The sequence below is a fragment of the Mycobacterium sp. MAC_080597_8934 genome (genome assembly GCF_000523975.1).
In the GTDB taxonomy this organism is placed as follows: Bacteria; Actinomycetota; Actinomycetes; order Mycobacteriales; family Mycobacteriaceae; genus Mycobacterium; species Mycobacterium avium.
The window spans coordinates 144,190-164,326 of record NZ_JAOS01000028.1; the positions used below are offsets into that span (position 1 = coordinate 144,190).

At 71.4% G+C, this 20,137-nt stretch carries 10 protein-coding genes and 2 pseudogenes; 4 read left to right on the forward strand and 8 right to left on the reverse strand.

Annotation, left to right across the window (positions count from 1 at the left end; translation table 11 throughout):
* Positions 1-83 precede the first annotated feature (83 nt).
* Both NF20_RS15825 and NF20_RS15830 read right to left on the reverse strand, forming a co-directional pair.
* Positions 84-3,065, reverse strand: a complete 2,982-nt coding sequence (locus NF20_RS15825) for a UPF0182 family protein (protein WP_023860979.1) — start codon at positions 3,063-3,065, stop codon at positions 84-86.
* Between the two features lie 68 nt (positions 3,066-3,133).
* On the reverse strand, positions 3,134-4,156 hold the full coding sequence (locus NF20_RS15830; protein ID WP_003878886.1) for a PDZ domain-containing protein: 1,023 nt from the start codon (positions 4,154-4,156) through the stop codon (positions 3,134-3,136).
* A 103-nt stretch (positions 4,157-4,259) separates the two neighbouring features.
* On the opposite strand from NF20_RS15830, the gene NF20_RS15835 reads away from it, so the two are divergent.
* The 3 genes from NF20_RS15835 (at position 4,260) to NF20_RS15845 (ending at position 8,107) form a co-directional block, all read left to right on the forward strand.
* Positions 4,260-5,642, forward strand: coding sequence for a zinc-dependent metalloprotease (locus NF20_RS15835; RefSeq protein ID WP_162151409.1), 1,383 nt, complete (start codon positions 4,260-4,262; stop codon positions 5,640-5,642).
* Positions 5,643-5,797: 155 nt separating this feature from the next.
* Complete coding sequence (locus NF20_RS15840) at positions 5,798-6,667, forward strand: cyclodehydratase (protein ID WP_023860977.1); 870 nt, start codon at positions 5,798-5,800, stop codon at positions 6,665-6,667.
* Positions 6,668-6,763: 96 nt separating this feature from the next.
* Positions 6,764-8,107 carry an ABC1 kinase family protein gene (locus tag NF20_RS15845; RefSeq protein ID WP_003874633.1) on the forward strand — a complete coding sequence of 448 codons (1,344 nt, stop codon included), beginning with the start codon at positions 6,764-6,766 and terminating at the stop codon, positions 8,105-8,107.
* Between the two features lie 13 nt (positions 8,108-8,120).
* On the opposite strand, the gene NF20_RS15850 is transcribed toward NF20_RS15845, so the two are convergent.
* Complete coding sequence (locus NF20_RS15850; protein ID WP_033711650.1) at positions 8,121-8,393, reverse strand: WhiB family transcriptional regulator; 273 nt, start codon at positions 8,391-8,393, stop codon at positions 8,121-8,123.
* A gap of 436 nt (positions 8,394-8,829) precedes the next feature.
* Positions 8,830-10,941 (reverse strand): ATP-dependent DNA helicase UvrD2, encoded by a 2,112-nt coding sequence (locus NF20_RS15855; protein WP_172428148.1) that lies wholly within the window; start codon positions 10,939-10,941, stop codon positions 8,830-8,832.
* Positions 10,942-11,244: 303 nt separating this feature from the next.
* Between NF20_RS15855 and mrx1 the strand changes: the two genes are divergently transcribed.
* Complete coding sequence (gene mrx1 / locus NF20_RS15860) at positions 11,245-11,499, forward strand: mycoredoxin Mrx1 (protein WP_003874629.1); 255 nt, start codon at positions 11,245-11,247, stop codon at positions 11,497-11,499.
* Positions 11,500-11,507: 8 nt separating this feature from the next.
* On the opposite strand, the gene nudC is transcribed toward mrx1, so the two are convergent.
* The 4 genes and pseudogenes from nudC to NF20_RS15880 form a co-directional block, all read right to left on the reverse strand.
* On the reverse strand, positions 11,508-12,440 hold the full coding sequence (nudC, locus tag NF20_RS15865; RefSeq protein ID WP_009978652.1) for an NAD(+) diphosphatase: 933 nt from the start codon (positions 12,438-12,440) through the stop codon (positions 11,508-11,510).
* The gene (locus NF20_RS15870; protein ID WP_009978654.1) at positions 12,440-13,510 is read right to left on the reverse strand and encodes a potassium channel family protein; all 1,071 of its coding nucleotides are present in this window, start codon (positions 13,508-13,510) and stop codon (positions 12,440-12,442) included. Before NF20_RS15870 ends, nudC begins: the two co-directional genes overlap by 1 nt.
* Positions 13,511-13,600: 90 nt before the next feature.
* A pseudogene (locus NF20_RS15875) lies at positions 13,601-16,890 on the reverse strand (ATP-dependent helicase).
* A pseudogene (locus NF20_RS15880) lies at positions 16,887-20,013 on the reverse strand (ATP-dependent helicase). Before NF20_RS15880 ends, NF20_RS15875 begins: the two co-directional pseudogenes overlap by 4 nt.
* Positions 20,014-20,137 lie beyond the last annotated feature (124 nt).

Genomic DNA, 20,137 nt, shown 5'->3' on the forward strand with positions numbered 1-20,137 from the left:
TGGTGAATGCCAGGTTACCCAACCGGTGTCACGCCGACCAAATCGCGCGCTCAGCGCCGGTGCCGCGCCGGCCGTGGCCGCCGCTATTTGGTGTTGTTGTACTTGGTGATCGCGTCGTCCAACCGCTGCAGCGCCGCGCCGTAGCCGGCGAAATCACCCTTCTTCTGGGCGTCCTTGGCCGCGCCGATCGCCGCCTGAATCTCTTGCAGCACAGCGGCTTTGGCGGGAGACAGCGTCACCGAACCGTCGGGAACCGGCGGCGCGGCCACCGGCGGTGCCGATCCCGGCGTCACAGCGGGCGCCGGCGCGTTGGCCGGCGGACTCGCCGCGGGCGCCCCGCCTTCGGTGGGCTGAATGTTGGTCGCCGCCGCACCCGCACCCGGGCCGAACAGCCCGGTCAGCGCGTCGCGCACGGTGGGGCCGTAGCCGATCTTGTCGTTGTACATCATCGCCACCCGGATCAGCCGCGGATACGACGACGCCGCGTCGCTGGCGCCCGGGGAGGCGTACACGGGTTCGACGTAGAGCAGCCCGCCCTGACCGACCGGCAGGGTGAGCAGGTTGCCCCAGCGGATCCGGTTCTGGTTGTCGCGCCCGATCACCCCGAGGTCCTGCGACACCGCCGGGTCGGTGGTGATCGCGTTGTTGGCCAGCTTCGGCCCGTTGACTTGGCCCGGGATGGTCAGCACGGTGATCCGCCCGTACGTCGCCGGGTCGGAGCTGGCGCTGATGTAGGCCGCCAGGTAGTCGCGCTTGAACCGGTTCATCGCGCTGGTCAGCTGATACGACGACGAATTGTCGTTCTTCGCAATGTTTTTCGCGACGATGTAGTAGGGCGGCTGGTAACTGCTGGCCGTCGGGTTGGGATCCAGCGGCACGTCCCAGAAATCCGAGGTGGAGAAGAACGTCACCGGGTCGTTGACGTGATACTTCGCCAGCAGCATCCGCTGCACTTTGAACAGGTCCTCGGGATAGCGCAGGTGCTCGGCCAGCTCCGGGCTGATGTCGCTCTTGGGTTTGACGGTGCCCGGGAAGACCTGCATCCACGCCTTGAGCACCGGGTCCTGCTCGTCTTGCTGGTACAGCGTGACGGTGCCGTCGTAGGCGTCCACCGTCGCCTTGACCGAGTTGCGGATGTAGGAGACCCGCTTGTCGGGCGCCAGCTTGTTGAACGCCACCTCGTTGGAGTCCGCGGTGGCCGACTCCAGCGAGGTCAGTTCGGAATACGGGTAGTTGTCCAGGGTGGTGTAGCCGTCGATGATCCACACCAGCCGCTTGTTGACGATGGCCGGGTACACCGAGCTGTCGGTGGTCAGCCACGGCGCCACCGCCTCCACCCGCCGCGCCGGGTCACGGTTGAACAGGATCTTGCTGTTCGAGCCGATCACGTTGGAGAACAAGAAGTTTCGCTCGGCGAACTTGGCGGCGAACACGCTGCGCGACAACCAGTCGCCGATCGGCACCCCACCCAGCCCGGTGTAGGTGTAGTTCTTGGTTTCGGTGCTGGTCTCGTAGTCGTATTCGCGATCGGCGCCGTTGCGCCCGACGATCGCGTAGTCGGCGGAGGTGTTGGAGATGACCGGGCCGAAGTAGACGCGGGGCTGGTCGAGCGGCGCGGGACCGTCGGACACCACGTTGCCGTTGGCGCCGACGACGTTCACCAGGAATTCGGGATAGCCGCCGTTTTGGTTGGGGTCGTTGGCGATTCCGCGCACCGTGTTGGCCGGCGAGGCGATGAATCCGTTGCCGTGGGTGTAGACGGTGTGCCGGTTGATCCAGTCCCGCTGGTTATCGATCAGCCGGTCGGGGTTGAGCTCGCGGGCCGCCACCACGTAGTCACGCAACGCCCCGTTGCGGTCCAGGTAGCGGTCGATGGACAGCTGGTCGGGAAAGTAGTAGAAGTTCTTGCCCTGCTGGAACTGGGTGAAGGCCGGGCTGACGATCGTCGGATCGAGCAGCCGGATGTTGGAGGTGGTCGCCCGGTCGTCGGCGACCTGCTGGGCGGTGGCCTGCGCGTCACCGGTGTAGTTGCGATAGGTGACCACGTCGCTGGTCAGGCCGTAGGCCTGCCGGGTGGCGGTGATGCTGCGGCTGATGTATTCGCTTTCCTTTTGCGCGGCATTGGGTTTGACGCTGATCTGCTCGACGATCAACGGCCACCCGGCGCCCACGATCAACGACGACAGCAGCAGCAGCACCAGGCCGATCGCGGGAATCCTCAAGTCCCGCATGGTGATCGCCGAGAACACCGCGGCCGCGCAGATCAGCGCGATCGCCATCAGGATCAGCTTGGCCGGCAGCACCGCGTTGATGTCGGTGTACCCGGCGCCGGTGAACGGCTTGCCGCCGCGGGTGTGCGACAACAGCTCGTAGCGGTCCAGCCAGTAGGCAACCGCCTTGAGCAGCACCAGCAAGCCGACCAGGGTGACCAGCTGGATGCGCGCCGACCGGCTCAGCGCGCCGGTGCGCCCGGACAGCCGGATGCCACCGAAGATGTAGTGAGCCAACAGGTTGGCCACGAAGGCCAGGAACACCGCGACGAACAGGTAGGACAGCAGCAGCCGGTAGAACGGCAGCTCGAACGCGTAGAAGCCGAGGTCCTTGCCGAACTGCGGATCCTTGATGCCGAAATCGCCGCCGTGCAAGAACAATTGGATGCGCACCCAATAGCTCTGCGCGATGATGCCGGCGAGCAGGCCGATCGCCACCGGGACGCCGACGCTGACCAGCCGCAGCCGGGAAAGGACCAGGGCGCGGTAGCGCGCCACCGGATCGTTGTCGTTGCTGGGCACGAACACCGGGCGGGTGCGGTAGGCCACCGCCAGGCCGGCGAACACGATGCCGCCCACCAGCAGACCGGCGATAAAAAAGACCACGAAGCGGGTGACCAGCACGGTGGAGAACACCGAGCGGTAGCCGAGCTCGCCGAACCACAGCCAGTCCACGTAGGCGTCGATCAGCCGGGGACCCGCGAGCAGCAATGCGATCACACCCAGTGCGATCAGGATCAGAATCCGGCTACGCCGGGTCAGCTTCGGCATCCTTGCGGTGGGCCGCATCCCCACTGGCTACGCTCCCTGATCGATTGCTAGACGGTGACAACTCTACGCACTGGGAAAACCGGTGATCGCGGCTAGCAGCTCGGCGGTTGCCCGCCCGCGGTGATCGCGTGCAGCGCATCCACCGCCTGGGCGAGCGTCTCCACCTTCACCAGGCGCAGCCCGGACGGATTGTCCGAGCTGGCCTCGTAACAGTTCTTCGCCGGCACCAGGAAGACGGTGGCCCCGGCCGCGTGCGCGGCGACCATCTTGTGGGTGATGCCGCCGATCTGGCCGACCTTGCCGTCGGCGGAGATCGTTCCCGTCCCGGCGACGAAATTGGAGCCGGCCAAGTCGCCGGTGGTGAGCTTGTCGACCACCGCCAGGCTGAACATCAGCCCGGCGGACGGCCCGCCCACGTTCGCGAGGTTGAAGTTCACCACGAACGGCGCCCAGGGCGCGTCGAGCACGGCGACACCCAGGAAGCCGTAATCGCGGTCCTTGTTGGCGCCCAGCGTGATCTGCGCCACACCGGCGGGCTCGTTCTTGCGCCGGTAGTCGATCGTCACGGTCTGGCCGGGCTTGGTGTTCTTCAACAGCCCGGTGAACTCCTCGACCGTGGCAACCGGGGTGCCGTTGACTGCGTCGATGGCGTCGCCGACCTTCAGCTTGCCGGCCGACGGGCCGGGCTCGGGGACCTTGGCCACCGTCACCGCCGACGGGTACTTCAGGTAGCCCAGGGCGGCGTAGGCGGCGCTGTCCTCGGATTGCTTGAAGTCGGCGTTGTTGGCCTTGTCGACATCCTCGCGCGACTTGCCGGGCGGGTAGATGAGGTCGCGCGGCACCAGCTGCTCGGTGTCCGAAAGCCACAGCGTCAGCGCCTCGCCCAGGGTCAGATCGTCGCGCTGGGACACCGTCGTCATGTTGAGGTGGCCGGTGGTCGGGTGCGTCATGGTGCCCTCGATCGCCACCACCTGCTTGCCGTCGACCTCACCGAGCGTGTCGAAGGTGGGGCCGGGCCCCAGCGACACGAACGGGACCGTCACCACCGCCAGCAACACGCCGAACACCACGATCGGCACCAGCGCGACCATCAAGGTCAGGATGCGCCTGTTCACGCCGATTAGACTAGACGGAGCCCGCCGTCTCGCTGTCAGCCACAAGGGCCCGCTACACCGTTCAGCTACAAGCTGACCCGAGGCCGCGCGTTGCGATGCCACGGTGAGTACCGTTGAGGTTATGGCTGACCTGCCTTTCGGTTTCTCCTCCGGGGAGGACCCCGACAAGCCCGGGAAGAAAGACCCGGATTCGGGCTCGAACCCGTCCGACCCGTTCGCCGCGTTCGGCATCAGCGGCGAGTTCGGCATGGGCGATCTGGGGCAGCTCTTCACCCAACTGGGTCAGATGTTTTCCAGCGCGGGCAGCGCTTCGGCCGGCGGAAGCGATTCGGGGCCGGTCAATTACGAGTTGGCGCGCCGGGTGGCGTCGAACTCGATCGGCTTCGTGGCGCCGATCCCGGCCACCACCAACTCGGCGATCGCCGATGCCGTGCACCTCGCCGAGACCTGGCTGGACGGCGCGACGGCGCTGCCGGCGGGCACCGCCAAGGCGGTGGGTTGGACGCCGGCCGACTGGGTGGACAACACGCTGGGAACCTGGAAGCGGCTGTGCGATCCGATGGCCCAACAGATTTCGACGGTGTGGGCCGCCTCGCTGCCCGAAGAGGCCAAGAGCATGGCCGGGCCGCTGCTGCAGATGATGTCGCAGATGGGTGGGATGGCGTTCGGCTCGCAGCTCGGGCAGGCGCTGGGCCGCTTGTCCCGCGAGGTGCTGACCTCAACGGACATCGGTTTACCGTTGGGGCCCAAGGGAATTGCCGCGATACTGCCCGACGCCGTGGAGTCGTTCGCCTCCGGCCTGGAGCGCCCGCGCAGCGAGATCCTGACGTTCCTGGCCGCGCGGGAGGCCGCGCATCACCGGCTGTTCAGTCACGTCCCCTGGCTGGCCAGCCAGCTGCTGGGCGCCGTCGAGGCCTATGCGATGGGCATGCAGATCGACATGTCCGGCATCGAGGAGCTGGCCCGCGACTTCAACCCCGCGTCGCTGTCGGATCCCGCGGCGATCGAAAACCTGCTCGGCCAAGGCGTTTTCGAGCCCAAGGCGACACCGGCTCAGACGCAGGCGCTGGAGCGTCTGGAAACGCTGCTGGCCCTGATCGAGGGCTGGGTGCAGGTGGTGGTGGCCGCCGCGCTGGGCGACCGGATCCCGGGCGCGGCCGCGCTGGCCGAGACGCTGCGCCGGCGCCGGGCCAGCGGCGGCCCGGCCGAGCAGACGTTCGCCACGCTGGTCGGGCTGGAGCTGCGGCCCCGCAAGATGCGCGAAGCCGCCGCGTTGTGGGAGCGCCTCACCGAGGCCGCCGGGGTGGACGCCCGCGACGGCATCTGGCAACACCCCGACCTGCTGCCCGACGCCGACGACCTCGACGACCCCGCGGCGTTCATCGACCGGGTGATCGGCGGCGACACCAGCGGCATCGACGAGGCGATCGCCCGGCTCGAGCAGGAGGGCCCGGACAGCCCCGGTTCCGGCGGCGGCGATACCTGAGCACCGCGGAACGGATATCCCGGAACTGATGACAAGGACCCGCCTGATTATCAGTTAGCTCGCGCCTGGCGGGCACCGGATGTTCTCAGCGTCTCGTCGGTTCGGCTGTGGATAACTGAGCGGCGCGGTCGCGGCCGGCGTGCCACAGTGCAGCGGTGCCCGCAGCCACCGTTTCCACCCCCGCGGCCACCTACGCGCTGGATCCGGCGATGCCGGTGCTGTTGCGGCCCGACGGCGCCGTGCAGGTCGGCTGGGATCCCCGCCGCGCGGTGCTGGTGCGTCCACCGCGGGGCCGGGCCGCCGCCGAACTGGCCACGCTGCTGCGGTCCATGTGCTCGCCCACCCCGCTGTCGGAGCTGCAGCACCGCGCGCTCGAGCACGGCCTGACCGACGCCGACGGCCTGAAAAATCTCGTCACCCAACTGGTCGGCGCCGGGGTGGCGAGCGAATGCGGGCGGTCGGGCGGGCGGGCGCCGTCGGTGCGCATCCACGGCCGCGGCCCGCTGTCGGAGCTGCTGGTGGAGTCGTTGCGCTGCTCGGGCGCACGGATCGCGCACAGCAGCCAGCCGCACGCCGCGGTGTCGGGCGACGACGTCGACCTGGTGGTGCTCTCGGACTACCTGGTGGCCGACCCGCGCCTGGTGCGCGACCTGCACGAGCAGGGCGTCGCGCATCTGCCGGTGCGGGTACGCGACGGCGTCGGGCTGGTGGGCCCGTTGGTGATCCCGGGCGTGACCAGCTGCCTGTCGTGCGCGGATCTGCACCGCCGGGACCGCGACGCGGCCTGGCCGGTGATCTGCGCGCAGCTGCGCGACACCGTCGGAGTCGCCGACCGGGCCACCGTGCTGGCGACCGCCGCGCTGGCGCTCAGCCAGGTGAACCGGGTGATCGCGGCGGTGCGCGGGCAGCCGGCGGCGTCCGATCCGGCCCCGCCCCAGACGCTGAACGCGACCCTGGAATTCGACCTGCACGCCGGCGCCATCGTCGCCCGCCGGTGGGACCGGCATCCCTTGTGTTCCTGCTGATGCGGGCGCACTCGGGCCGGCCCTATCGCGCTGACCTGCGCCACCGGGGTGTGACAACCTCCGTTGTCGCCGTCTCTCCCCATCGCGCTGGCCATCATGGATGATGGTTACGTGTCGGATATCAAACGGGGACGCGCCGCGCGCAACGCGAAGCTGGCCAGCATTCCGGTCGGATTCGCCGGCCGGGCGGCGATCGGATTCGGTAAACGCCTGACCGGTAAGTCCAGGGACGAGGTCCAGGCCGAGCTCCTGGAAAAGGCCGCCAACCAGTTGTTCACCGTGCTGGGTGAGCTCAAGGGCGGCGCGATGAAGGTGGGTCAGGCGCTGTCGGTGCTCGAGGCCGCGGTTCCCGAGGAATTCGGCGAGCCCTACCGCGAGGCGCTGACCAAACTGCAGAAGGACGCCCCGCCGCTGCCCGCGGCGAAGGTGCACCGGGTGCTCGACGCGCAGCTGGGCACCAAGTGGCGGGAGCGGTTCAGTTCGTTCGACGACACCCCGGTGGCCTCGGCCAGTATCGGCCAGGTGCACAAGGGGGTGTGGTCCGACGGCCGCGAGGTCGCCGTCAAGATCCAGTACCCGGGCGCCGACGAGGCGCTGCGGGCCGACCTCAAGACCATGCAGCGCCTGGTCGGGGTGTTCAAGCAGCTCGCGCCCGGCGCCGACGTCCAGGGCGTGGTCGACGAGCTGATCGAGCGCACCGAGATGGAGCTGGACTACCGGCTGGAGGCCGAGAACCAGCGCGCCTTCGCCAAGGCGTACCAGGACCACCCGCACTTCGCGGTGCCGCGGATCGTGGCCAGCGCGCCCAAGGTGGTGATCCAGGAGTGGATGCAGGGCATCCCGATGGCCGAGATCATCCGGCACGGCACCACCGAGCAGCGCGACCTGATGGGCACCCGGCTGCTGGAGCTCACCTTCGACGCGCCGCGGCGGCTGGGCATGCTGCACGGCGACGCGCACCCGGGCAACTTCATGCTGCTGCCCGACGGCCGGATGGGCGTGATCGACTTCGGCGCCGTCGCGCCACTGCCCGACGGCTTGCCCGTCGAACTCGGCATGACGATCCGGTTGGCCCGCGACAAGAACTACGACCTGCTGTTGCCGACGATGGAGAAGGCCGGGTTCATCCAGAAGGGCCAGCAGGTGTCCGTGCGCGACATCGACGACATGCTGCGTCAGTACGTCGAGCCGGTCGAGGTCGAGGTGTTCCACTACACCCGCAAGTGGCTGCAGAAGATGTCCGCCATCGAGATCGACCGGTCGGTGTCGCAGATCCGCACCGCCCGGCAGATGGACCTGCCGCCCAAGCTGGTGATTCCGATGCGGGTGATCATGTCGGTGGCCGCCATCCTGTGCCAGCTGGACGCCCACGTGCCGATCAAGGCGCTGTCCGAAGAGCTGGTGCCCGGCTTCGCCGAACCCGACAACGCCATCGTCTAGGAATGCCCGGTCGCTAGGCCGCCGCTCCGGCGCGCCGGCCGTCCTTGCGGGGACGCCCGCGGGATCGTTTGAAGCCCAGCACCGCGCCGCGGTCGAGGATTTCGCCGCCCCACACGCCCCAGGGTTCGGCGCGCTCCAGCGCGGCCGCCAGGCACTGGCGGCGCACCGGGCAGCCGGCGCACAGCTGCTTGGCCCGCTCCAGGTCCGCCGGCGCTTCGGCGAACCACAGATCGGGATCGCCGACGTGGCACGGCAGGGCTTGTCTGGGGACCGTCGGTGCCGACATGTCCTATCACCTTCTTCCTGGTTCGGATTGCTCTGCTGGTAGTGATCCGGACCGGGTCGAAAGGTGGTCGACCCAACAACTATGGCCACGGATCCTGGTGACTTCGGGTCCGTGGCCATCTGGGGAAAACCGGGCTGGTGCTTACCTTGCCTTCGGCGGGCCCCCGACTCGTACGGACGCGTCGGTCGCGGCGGCGGCGCGATGCTTACGCGCGGCCGCCAGGGCGGCGGCGTGCGCGGCGTGCGCGGCGGGAAGGCCGGCCGCGGACAGGGCGGGACGGGTCGCGCGAGCCACGCCTACGCCGAACGCGTTGCCGATCATCGTGGCCGCCCTCCTTTCCGTCCCGCTGAGTTTCCGTACTGCCGGGTTGCGGTATCGAGGGTAAACGGTGCCCGTCGGTCATCACAACCGATTTTGTGACCTGCGGATTCGCCGGTCAGCGACCGCGGACCAGCTCCAGCACGTCGGGGCCGTACTGCTCGAGCTTGCGCGCGCCGATGCCGGGAATCGCGATCAGCGCCTGTTCGTCGCCGGGCCGCAGCTCGGCGATGGCGATCAGGGTGTTGTCGGTGAACACGACGTAGGCGGGCACCTTCTGTTCCTTGGCGACGTCCAGCCGCCACGCCTTGAGCCGCACCAGCAGGTCCTCGTCGATGTCGGCGGCACACGTCTCGCAGCGTCGCAGCATGACGGCCGCCGGGCTGGTCAGGTTGTTGTTGCAGATCCGGCAGCGGGTGGCGGCGCTGCGGTTGCGGCGGGACCTGGTCGGCGCCGCCTCGGCGCGGGTCTGGGGTGCGATGCCGTTGAGGAATCGCGACGGCTTGCGGCTCTGCCGCCCGCCCGGGCTGCGGGCCAACGCCCAGCTGAGCGCCAAATATGTTCTGGCCCTGGTGATTCCGACGTAGAGCAGCCGCCGCTCCTCCTCGACCGCCTCGCTGTCGGCGCCGTGCGCCAGCGCGTGCGAGATGGGTAGCGTGCCGTCGGCCAGGCCGACCAGAAACACCGCGTCCCACTCGAGTCCCTTGGCGGCGTGCAGCGACGCCAGCGCGACGCCCTGCACCACGGGTGGGTGCCGTGCGTCGGCGCGCATCCGCAGTTCGGTCAGCAGGCCGGCGAAGTCCAGCTGCGGACGCCGCGCCACCTCGTCGTCGACCAGTTCGGCCAGCGCGCGCAGCGCCTCCCAGCGCTCCCGGGCCCGGGTGCCGACCGGCTCGTCGGCCGTCAGCCCCAGCGGTTCCAGCACCGCGCGCACCACCGCGGGCAGCGACCCTTCTCGGGCGCCCTCGCCCTCGCGCTCGGCGGCGCGCTGCAGCGCCAGCAGGGCCTGCTTGATCTCCTGGCGGTTGAAGAACCCCTCGCCGCCGCGAACCTGATAGGGGATGCCGGCCTCGGTCAGCGCCTCCTCGTAGATCTCCGACTGGGCGTTGACCCGGTAGAGCACCGCGATCTCCGAGGCGGGGGCGCCCGATTCGATCAGCCGCGCAATCGATTTGGCGACGGCGGCGGCCTCGGCCGGTTCGTCGGGGTGCTCGTGGAAGGTCGGCACCGGACCCGGCGGCCGCTGCCCGATCAGGTGCAGCTTGCTGCCGGCCACCCGGCCGCGGGCCGCGGCGATCACCTGATTGGCCAGCGACACCACCTGCGGGGTGGAGCGGTAGTCGCGTTCCAGCCGCACCACAGTCGCGTCGGGGAACCGGCGGGAGAAGTCGAGCAGGAACCTCGGGGAGGCCCCGGTGAACGAGTAGATGGTCTGGTTGGCGTCCCCCACCACGGTCAGGTCGTCGCGATCGCCCAGCCAGGCGGCCAGCACCCGCTGCTGCAACGGGGTGACGTCCTGGTATTCGTCGACCACGAAGCAGCGGTAGCGGTCGCGGAACTCCTCGGCGACCGCCGGGTCGTTTTCGATCGCCGCCGCGGTGTGCAGCAGCAGGTCGTCGAAATCGAGCAGGGTGACGTGGTCGCCGCGGGCCTTGAGGGCTTCGTAGGCGGCGTACACGCCGGCGACCCTCGCGGCGTCCAGCGGAATGTCCCGCCCTGCGGCGGCCACCGCGGCCGGGTATTCCTCCGGGCCGATCAGCGACGCCTTGGCCCACTCGATCTCGCCGGCCAGGTCGCGCACGTCGTCGGTGCTGGCGTTGATCCGGGTACGGCTGGCCGCCCGGGCGACCACCGCGAACTTGCTGTCCAGCAGCTGCCAGCCGGTGTCGCCGACCACCCGCGGCCAGAAATAGCGCAGCTGCCGGTGGGCGGCGGCGTGAAAGGTCAGCGCCGAGACCGAGCCGACCGCCGCGTCGGTGCCCGCCGCGGCGGCGAGCGCCCGCAGCCGCGAGCGCATCTCCCCCGCCGCGCGCTGGGTGAAGGTGACCGCCAGCACCTGATTGGCGGCGACATGACCGCCCGCGACCAGCTGGGCGATCCGGTGGGTGATGGTGCGGGTCTTGCCGGTGCCGGCGCCGGCCAGCACGCAGACCGGGCCGCGCGGGGCCAGCACGGCTTCGCGTTGCTCGTCGTCCAGCCCGGCGGTCAAGGGATCGGCGAGGGTCGGCATGGCGTCCATCTTGGCTTCCCATACTGACAAGTCGGTGACGAACGCGGTGCATCGCGCCCCGGCGAGTCGGCCCGCTCCTGCGCATCCCGCTGCGCGGAATGCTTCGTCGCCGGGCACCACCCCAATCGCCCACTCCTGCGCATCCCGCTGCGCGGAATGCTTCGTCGCCGGGCACCACCCCAATCGCCCACTCCTGCGCATCCCGCTGCGCGGAATGCTTCGTCGCCGGGCTACACCCCAATCGCCCACTCCTGCGCATCCCGCTGCGCGGAATGCTTCGTCGCCGGGCTACGTTATCCGGCTATGACCTCTGCCCCGCTCACCGTTTACACCACGTCGTGGTGCGGCTACTGCCACCGGCTGATGACCGTGCTCAAGTCCAACGGCATCCCCTACGAGGCGGTCGACATCGAACACGACCCCGCCGCCGCCGACTTCGTCAGCTCGGTCAACGGCGGCAACAAGACGGTTCCGACGGTGAAGTTCGCCGACGGTTCCACACTGACCAACCCCAGCGCCGCGCAGGTGAAGGCCAAGCTGGCCGAAGCCGGCAACTGACCACCGGGTCAGTCGAGCGCGGCCCAGGATTCGATGATCACCCGCGCGATCGAAATCGACCCGGGCAGAAGGAGTTTCGACTCCGAGTCGGACGACCAGTCCCCGGCCGCCAGCGCGGCGCGCACCTCGTCGCGGGTGAACCACGCCGCCTCGGCGATCTCGCCGTCGTTGAACGCGAAGTCCTGCGCCGGGTCGGCGACGGCGTGGAAGCCGACCATCAGCGAGCGCGGGAACGGCCACGGCTGGCTGCCCAGGTAGCGCACGTCGCGCACGGTCAGCCCGATCTCCTCGCGGACCTCACGGGCGACACACACCTCGAACGACTCCCCGGCCTCGACGAATCCGGCCAGCAGCGAGAACATCCGCTCCGGCCACACCGCCTGACGGGCCAGCACCGCGCGGTCGCCGCCGTCGTGCACCAGGCAGATCACCGCCGGGTCGATGCGCGGGAACTCCTCGTGCCCGGTGACCGGGTTGACCCGCGACCAGCCCGCCCGGGCCGGCCTGGTCGGCGAGCCGTCCACCGAGCTGAACCGCGACCGCTCGTGCCAGTTCAGCAGCGCGACGGCCGAGGACATCAGCTGGCTGCTGGTGTCGTCGAAGATCGGGCCGAGGCTGCGCAGGTTCACCACCTCGGCGCGCACCTCGGGATCATCCGGTGCCTGCAGCGCGCCGCGGATGGCCCACACGTGCCGGCCGTCCTCGAGGCGCCCCAAAAACACCGCCTCCGGCGGGGGCTTGTCACCCAGCTCGGCGGCGGCGCCCAGCACCACCCGGCCGTCGGCGACGAGCACCTGGTTGCGCGAGTCCACCCGCAGCAGCGCCGCGTCGGCCCAGCCCGCCGCGGCGGCCTCGACATCGGTGCGCAACTGGTCGGCCCGATCGGCGCCCACCCGCGACAGCAGCGGAACGCTGCGCAGCTGAAAGTCCGCGATCGCCATCAATGCCCCGCGCTGCGGATGTAGAGCAACCGGTCGTTGGCCTCGACCGCGTCCACCTCGGGGGCGTCGATGCGCAGCAGCCGGCCGTCGCGCACCACGCCGAGCACGATGTCGCGCAGGTGCCGGGGCGAGCCGCCGATCTCGGACTGCTCGACCTCCCGCTCGGCGATCGCCAACCCGACGTCGGGCGTCAGCAGGTCCTCGATCATCTCCACCACGCTGGGGGTGGTGGTGGCCAGGCCGAGCAGCCGGCCCGCCGTCGCCGACGACACCACCACCGAGTCCGCGCCCGACTGCTGCAGCAGGTGCTGATTCTCGGCCTCCCGGATCGAGGCGACGATCTTGGCGTGCGGCGCGATCTCGCGCGCGGTCAGCGTCACCAGCACGGCGGTGTCGTCGCGGCTGGTGGCCACGATGATGGACGCCGCGTGCTGGGCCCCGGCCAGCCGCAGCACGTCGGCCTTGGTGGCGTCGCCGTGCACGGTGACCAGGTCCGCGCTCTCGGCGTGCTCGAGGGTGCTGCGATCGGTGTCGACGACGACGACCTCGGCCTGGGTGGTCTCGTCGCCCAGGATGGCGGCGACGGCGGTTTTGCCCTTGGTGCCGTAGCCGATCACGATGGTGTGGTTGCGCACTCTGCTCCTCCAACGCTGAATCTTCCACCCTTGGCGGGACCGCTCGGAGAGCACTTCCAGCGTGGTGCCGACCAACACGGCCAAAAAGGCGATCCGCAGCGCGGTGAAGATCAGGGTGTGCACCAGGCGGGCGGTCTCGGTGTAGGGCGTGATGTCGCCGTAGCCGGTGGTCGACAGGGACACCGCGGAGAAATACACGCAGTCCAGAAAGGTCAGCGACCCGCCCCTAAGATCCCGGTAGCCGGACCGGTCGGCGTAGACGATGACGGCGGCGGCGAACAGCACCACCAGCGCGATGGCCAGGCGCCGGGTGATGACGCGGATGGGGCTGGCGTGCTCCTCGGGAATGCGCACCACGCCGACCAACTGGTGGCCGCGCTGGGCGGCCAGCGTCTGATTCAGACCGCTCAGCTTTCGCGACCTACCGTTGCGCACGGCGGTCCGTCATCGCCTTGACTGCTGCGCTCGGGACACGGGTCTTATGTAACCACGGGAACCGGTCTCCCAATACTCGGGCGGCGCGGGTCACACCGGCGCGGTCGGTGCGAGCAGACCGGCCAACTGGTCGGACGTCGGCAGCGCCTCGGGAACCACCGTGGTGCGCGCCCGCACGTAGTGGAAGGCGGTGCGCACCGACGACTCGGGCACCTTCGCCAGCGCCGCCCAGGCCAGGCGGTACACGGCGAGCTGGACGGCGGCCTGGCGCATCTCTTCCGGGCTGTCCGGTGGCGCACCGGTTTTCCAGTCCACCACGGTGGCGCCGCCGTCCGATTCGGCGAACACCGCGTCGATGCGGCCGCGGACCAGCGTGTCACCGATCGGCATTTCGAACGGCACCTCGACGGCGACGGGAGTCCTTGCAGCCCAAGGTGATTCGAGGAATGCGGCCTGCAGCTCGGCCAATTCCGCGGTGTCGCCGACGTCGGAGTCCGCCGCGCCCGGCAGGTCGCCGAGCTCGAACAGGCACTCGGCGCCGTAGAACTTTTGCACCCACGCGTGAAACGCGTTGCCCAGCAACGCATGCGGCTCCGGCCGGGACGGCAGCCGGTGCCTCAGCCGCTGCGCGGCCCGGGCCGGGTCGCGGGCCAGGCCGACCAGCGAGCTGACCGACAGCTGGCCCGGCAGGACCTGCGGCGGCGGCCCGGTCACGCGGGCCCGCTCGGCCAGCAGCGCGTCGACGTCGGCGGCCCAGCCCTCGACGTCGGCGCCCGGATCACCCGGCTCGGCCGCCATCGCCTGCCGCACCAGCGCCGCACCGCGCTCGACCTCACCGCGCCGGGACGCCAGCGGATCGGCCGGCCATACGGCCTCGACGGCGTTGTCGCGCAGCGGGTTTCGTTCGCCGTCGGCGGGCGCCGGCGCCCACTGCTCCACCGTTCCGCAGGGGTCGCCGGCCGCGGCCGAGGCGTCGATGACGTCCTTGATCTCGCAGAGGAAGTCCGACGGGCCGCGCGGTTTGATGCCGGTGGCCGCCCAGTGGTGCCCGGATACCAGCAGGGTGTCTTCGGCCCGGGTGACCGCGACGTACAACAGGCGGCGTTCCTCGTCGACGCGCCGCTGCTCGAGCTGGCGGCGGTGCTCGGAGATCTTGTCCGACAACTGCTTGCGGTTGGTGACGTCGGAGGTGTCGAGCACCGGGATGCCCAACGCGCCCGGGCGGGCGCGGTCGCCGCGCAGCAGCGGCGGCAGCTCCGCGGCGTCGGTGAGCCAGGTGGTCTTGGCGGTGGTGGAGGGAAAGACGCCGCCCGACAGGTGCGCCACCGCCACCAGCTGCCACTCCAGCCCCTTCGCCGAGTGCACGGTCAGCACCTGGACGCGGTCACGTGCGACCGCCAATGGTGCTGCCGGCAAGCCGTTTTCGACCGACTCGGCGACATCCAGGAAGGCCAGCAGACCGGCCACCGAGGCGGACGCCGACGCGTCGGTGCCGCCGGTGTCGGCGCGTTCGGCGTAGCCGGCGACGACGTCGGCGAACGCGTCCAGATGCTCGGTGCCGGCCCAGCCCGCCGCGGCCGCGGCGCGGACTTCGCAATCCAGGCCCATCACCCGGCGCACCTCGGCCACCAGGTCGCCGAGCGGGTGGTCGAGGTGGGCGCGCAGGGCGCTCAGCTCGGCGGCCAGCGCGGCGATGCGCGCATACCCCGCAGCCGAATACCCTTGGGCCGGGCCGGGATCGGCGATCGCGTCGGCCAGGCACACGGCGTCGGTTTCGACGTTGCGGGGATCGGCGGCGCTGGCGATCGCCTCGGCCGTGGCCGGCCCGCCGGCCGTCCCGGCGCCACCGAGGGCGCGGGCGCGTTGCCACAGCGCGGCCAGGTCGCGGGCGCCGAGGCGCCAGCGCGGGCCGGTGAGCACCCGCATCGCGGCCGCCCCGGCGGTCGGATCGGCGACCAGCCGCAGCATGGCCACCAGCTCGGCGACCTCGGGCACGGACAGCAACCCGGCCAGCCCGACGACCTCTACCGGGATCCCGCGGGCCCGCAGCGCGTCGGCGATGGGCGCGGCGTCGGCGTTGCGGCGCACCAGCACCGCGGCCGTGGGCGGGCTGATGCCGTCCGCCCGGGCCCGGCGGTAGTGGGCGTCGATGTGGTCGGCGATCCATTCGCGTTCGGCGACCACGTCGGGCAGCAGTGCGCAGCGCACGGTGCCCGGCGGGGCATCCGGCCGCGGGCGCAGGGCATGCACGGCCACCGAACGCCGGCGCGCCTCGGCCGAGATCGCGTTGGCCACCCGCAGCGTGCGGGGCGGATTGCGCCAGCTGGTCCGCAGCTCGAGCACCGGCGCGGGGGTGCCGTCGGACCGGGGGAAGTCGGTGGTGAACCGGGGCAGGTTGGTCGCCGAGGCGCCGCGCCAGCCGTAGATCGACTGGATGGGGTCGCCGACGGCGGTCAAGGCCAGCCCGTCGTCGACACCGCCGCCGAACAGCGCCGACAGCGCGATGCGCTGGGCGTGGCCGGTGTCCTGGTATTCGTCCAGCAGCACCACCCGGTAGCGGCCGCGCAGGTCGGCGCCGACCTGCGGGAAGGCCGCGGCCAGCCGCGCCGCGGACGCCATCTGCATGCCGAAGTCCATCACCTTGGCCGCGCGCATCCGCTCGTCGAGCGCCTCCAGCAGCGGGACCAGCTCGGCCCGCTCCGACTGGGTGCCCGACAGCCGCAGCAGCCATTGGCTGGGCCGCGGTCACGCTGGTACGGGCCGGCGGGCAGGGCATGCACGAGCCGCTCCAGTTCCAGGTGGGTCTCGCGCAGCTGGGAGGTGTCCACCAGGTGTTCGGCCAGCTGTCCCCACAGCCGCAGCACCATCGAGGTGACCGCGGCCGGCGTCTTGTCGGTCCGCAGCGGCCCGCGGTATCGGTTCACCACGTCGAAAGCCAGCTGCCACAACTCGGTTTCGCTGAGCAGCCGGGTGTCCGGCTCGACCGGCAGCAGCAGGCCGTAGTCGCGCAGCAGCGAGCCGGCGAAGGCGTGATAGGTGCTGACCACCGGGGCGGCTTCGGGGTCGACGGCACCGTGGTTCGGGCTTGCCCCGCCCAACCCGACGCCGGCCAACCGGGCCAGCCGGGAGCGGACCCGGCGCAACAGCTGGCCGGCGGCCTTGCGGGTGAACGTCAGCCCCAGCACCTGGCCGGGGTGGGCGTAGCCGTTGGCGATCAGCCACACCACCCGCGCGGCCATGGTCTCGGTCTTGCCGGCACCGGCCCCCGCGATGACGACCAGCGGCCCCGGCGGCGCGGCGATGACGGCGGCCTGCTCCTCGGTCGGCGGGAAAAGCCCGAGGGCGCAAGCTAATTCGCGGGGGCTGTAGCGGTCGCTCATCGGCCGGACCCGTCGGCGTGGGCGGGGCAGCAGGGCCGCAGCGGGCAGTGGGTGCAGCCGTCGTTGCGCCGCGCGATGAACTGCGGACCGGCCGTCGCGTCCGCCGCCCGCCGCAGCGCCTCGCGCCACTGGTCGGCGGCGGACGCCGTCAGCGGATCCTGCTCGCGCTCGACCACCCCCGATGCCGCGGTCTTGCCGACGTAAACCAGCCGCGCCCCACCGGGTTCGGCGTCGCCGCCGGCGGCACCGAGCAAGCCGTGCGCCACCGCCAGCTGATACAACGCCAGCTGCGCGTGTTGCTGGGCGTCGTCCTTGCTGACCGGGGTCTTGCCGGTTTTGACGTCGACGATCACCAGCCGACCGGCGGCGTCGCGCTCCACCCGGTCCACCCGGCCGCGCAGCCGGACCTCGCGGCCGTCCCCGGTGGACAGCGTGCCGTCGATCTCGACCTCGACGCCGACCTCGGTCAGCGCGCCGCGGGTGTTCGCCCGCCACTGCGCGAACGCCTCCAGCATCGCGCGGTGGCGGGCCAGCTCGTTGTCCGAATGCCATTGCGCGGCAAAGGGTAAGTGCCGCCAGGCGCGGTCCAGCTCGGCCACCAGTTCGGCCGGGCTGCGGTGCGGTTGGGCGATCAGGGCGTGCACCACCGAACCGATGGCCGAGCGCAGGTCGCGCGGGTCGGTGCCGCCGTGCCGTTCGGCCAGCCAGCGCAGCGGGCAGTCGGTGAGCGTCTGCATGGTCGACGGTGTCAAGGTGACGACGTCTCCACCGCCGCGCAGCGGTTCGGCGGTGCTGACCGGGATCAGGCCGTGCCAGCTGGCCGGGTCGGCGCCGGGCACCCCGGCTTGGGCCAGCCGGGCCAATTGCGTTGCCGCGCAACGACGGTCGAGCTCGTCCACGGCGCCGTCCGGCGCGCACACCACCCCGCGCAGCCGCCCCACCAGCGCGGCCGCCGACAACACCCGCGGGGCCGAAACAGGCTGCAAGGCAGCGGTTTCGACGTCTTCGCCGGCCCACTGCGCGATTTCGTAGCAGAACGGCGACGGCAGCGCGGCCTCGTGATCCGACCCGTCGGTGTCGCTGTCCACCGCCGTCACCAGCAGCCGCTGCCGGGCCCGGCCCATGGCCGCCACCAGCAACCTGCGCTCCTCGGCCAGCAGCGGCGCCCGCACGGACGCGTCGGCGCTGACCCCGTCCAGCACGTCCAGCAGCCGCTGGGTTCCCAGCACCCCGCCGCGCGGAACGGTGTTGGGCCACAACCCGTCCTGCAGCCCGGCGATCACCACGAAATCCCATTCGCGGCCCAGCGCGGCGTGCGCGCTGAGCACGCTGACCTGCTCGGCGGTGGCCACCGGCACGGGGCCGGCGCCGGGCAGCTGCAGCGCGGCGACGTGCTCGACCAGCCCGCGCAGCGACGCGCCCGAGGTGCGCGACACGTAGTCGTCGGTGATGTCGAACAGCGCGGTCACCGAGTCGAGGTCCCGGCCGGCCTGGACGGCGGCGGGGCCGCCGCGCTCGCTGACCGACAGCCAGCGGCGCTGCAGCCCCGACCGGTGCCAGGCGGCCCACAGGATGTAGCGCGGGTCCTGACCGTCGCGGTGGCAGCGCCCGGCCGCGTCCAGCACCGCGCGAACCCGGCGCAGCGCCCGGAACAGTGCACCGGGCGGCGGCGCGGTACCGGTGAGCGCCTCGACCAACAGCTCGGCGAAATCACCGGGCGGGCGTCCGGCGTTGGCGCGCTGCAGGTTTCGCCGCAGCTGCCGCAGCGACACCGGGTCGACGCGGCCGATCGGGCCGGTCAGCAACGCCAGTGCCCGCTGCCCGTCCAGGCCGTCGGCGGTGGCCAGCAGCACGGTCAGCAGCGCGCGCACCGCCGGCTGCTCGGCCAACGGCCCGCTCGCCGCCGGCGCGGTCACCGGCACCCGGCGGCGGCCAGCGCCCGCGGCAACCGCGCGCCGGCCCGCGGCACCGAACGCACGATCACCGCCATCTGCGACCAGGGCACGCCGTCGACCAGGTGGGCGCGCCGCAGCGCGTCGGCGATGGCGGCCGCCTCGGCGTGCGCGGACGCGGCCAGCCGCACCGCGACCGAGCCTCCCCCGGTCCGGCGCCCTCGATGCGGCGGCCGGCGCTGCTGCCGGGCAGCCGGCCCGCGACGCCGCTCACCGCGCGCGCGACGGCCGGGGCGCAGCGGTGCGACGTGGTCAGCGTCACCGCCGGCGCCGCGCCGTCGAGCAGCGAGCCGGGATCGCCACCGCGGAAGCCGAACACCGCCTGGTTGGGGTCCCCGGCGATCAGCGCCAGATCGGCGCCCGCGGCCAGCACCCGCACCAGCCGCGCGGCCTGCGGATCCAGCTGCTGGGCGTCGTCGACCAACAGCACCCGGATCCGGCCACGCTCGGCGGCCAGCAGCTCGGCGTCGACAGCGAAGGCCTCCAGCGCCGCACCCACCAGTTCGGCGGCACCCAGCGCGGGCGTCGTCGCCTCCGGGGCGGCCGTGCCCACCGCCGCGCGCAGCAACATCACCTGTTCGTACTGGCGCGCGAACTGACCGGCGGCCACCCATTCCGGCCGTCGGCAGCGCCGGCCGAGCCGCTCCAATGCCTGAGGGTCGACACCGCGTTCGGCGCAGCGCGCCAACAGGTTTCGCAGTTCGGTGGCGAATCCCGCGGTGCTCAGCGCCGGACGCAGCGCGGCCGGCCAGGCCGTCGCCGCGCGCGGGCCGTCGGCCAGATCCCCGGCCAGCAGTTCCCGGATGATCGCGTCCTGTTCGGCGCTGGTGACCAGCCGCGGCGGCGCCTCGCCGGCGCGCTCGGCGGCGCGGCGCAACACCGCGTACGCGTAACCGTGCACGGTGCGCACCAACGGTTCGCGGACGGCCGGGCCGGCGCCCGCCGACCGCAACAGCGCCGTCGTCAAGGCGCTGCGCTCGGCCATCGGGAGCCGGCCGGAACCGGTGAGCAGCAGCACCGATTCCGGGTTGACGCCGGCCTCGATCTGGGCGACCGCAGCGTCGACGAGCAGGCTGCTCTTGCCGGTGCCCGGCCCGCCGAGCACCCGGACGGTCCCGCGGGCACCGGGCGCCAGCACGGCGCCCGCCTGCGCATCCCAGGTGAATGACATGGCTGCATGCAATCACCGGGGTGTGACAAGCGAGCGTGACCTGCACCGACACCACCTCCCTACCCTGGAAGGCGGCGCAGCGCGAACAATGGTGCTTCAACAACCGAAGGAGGGGTCCAGGACC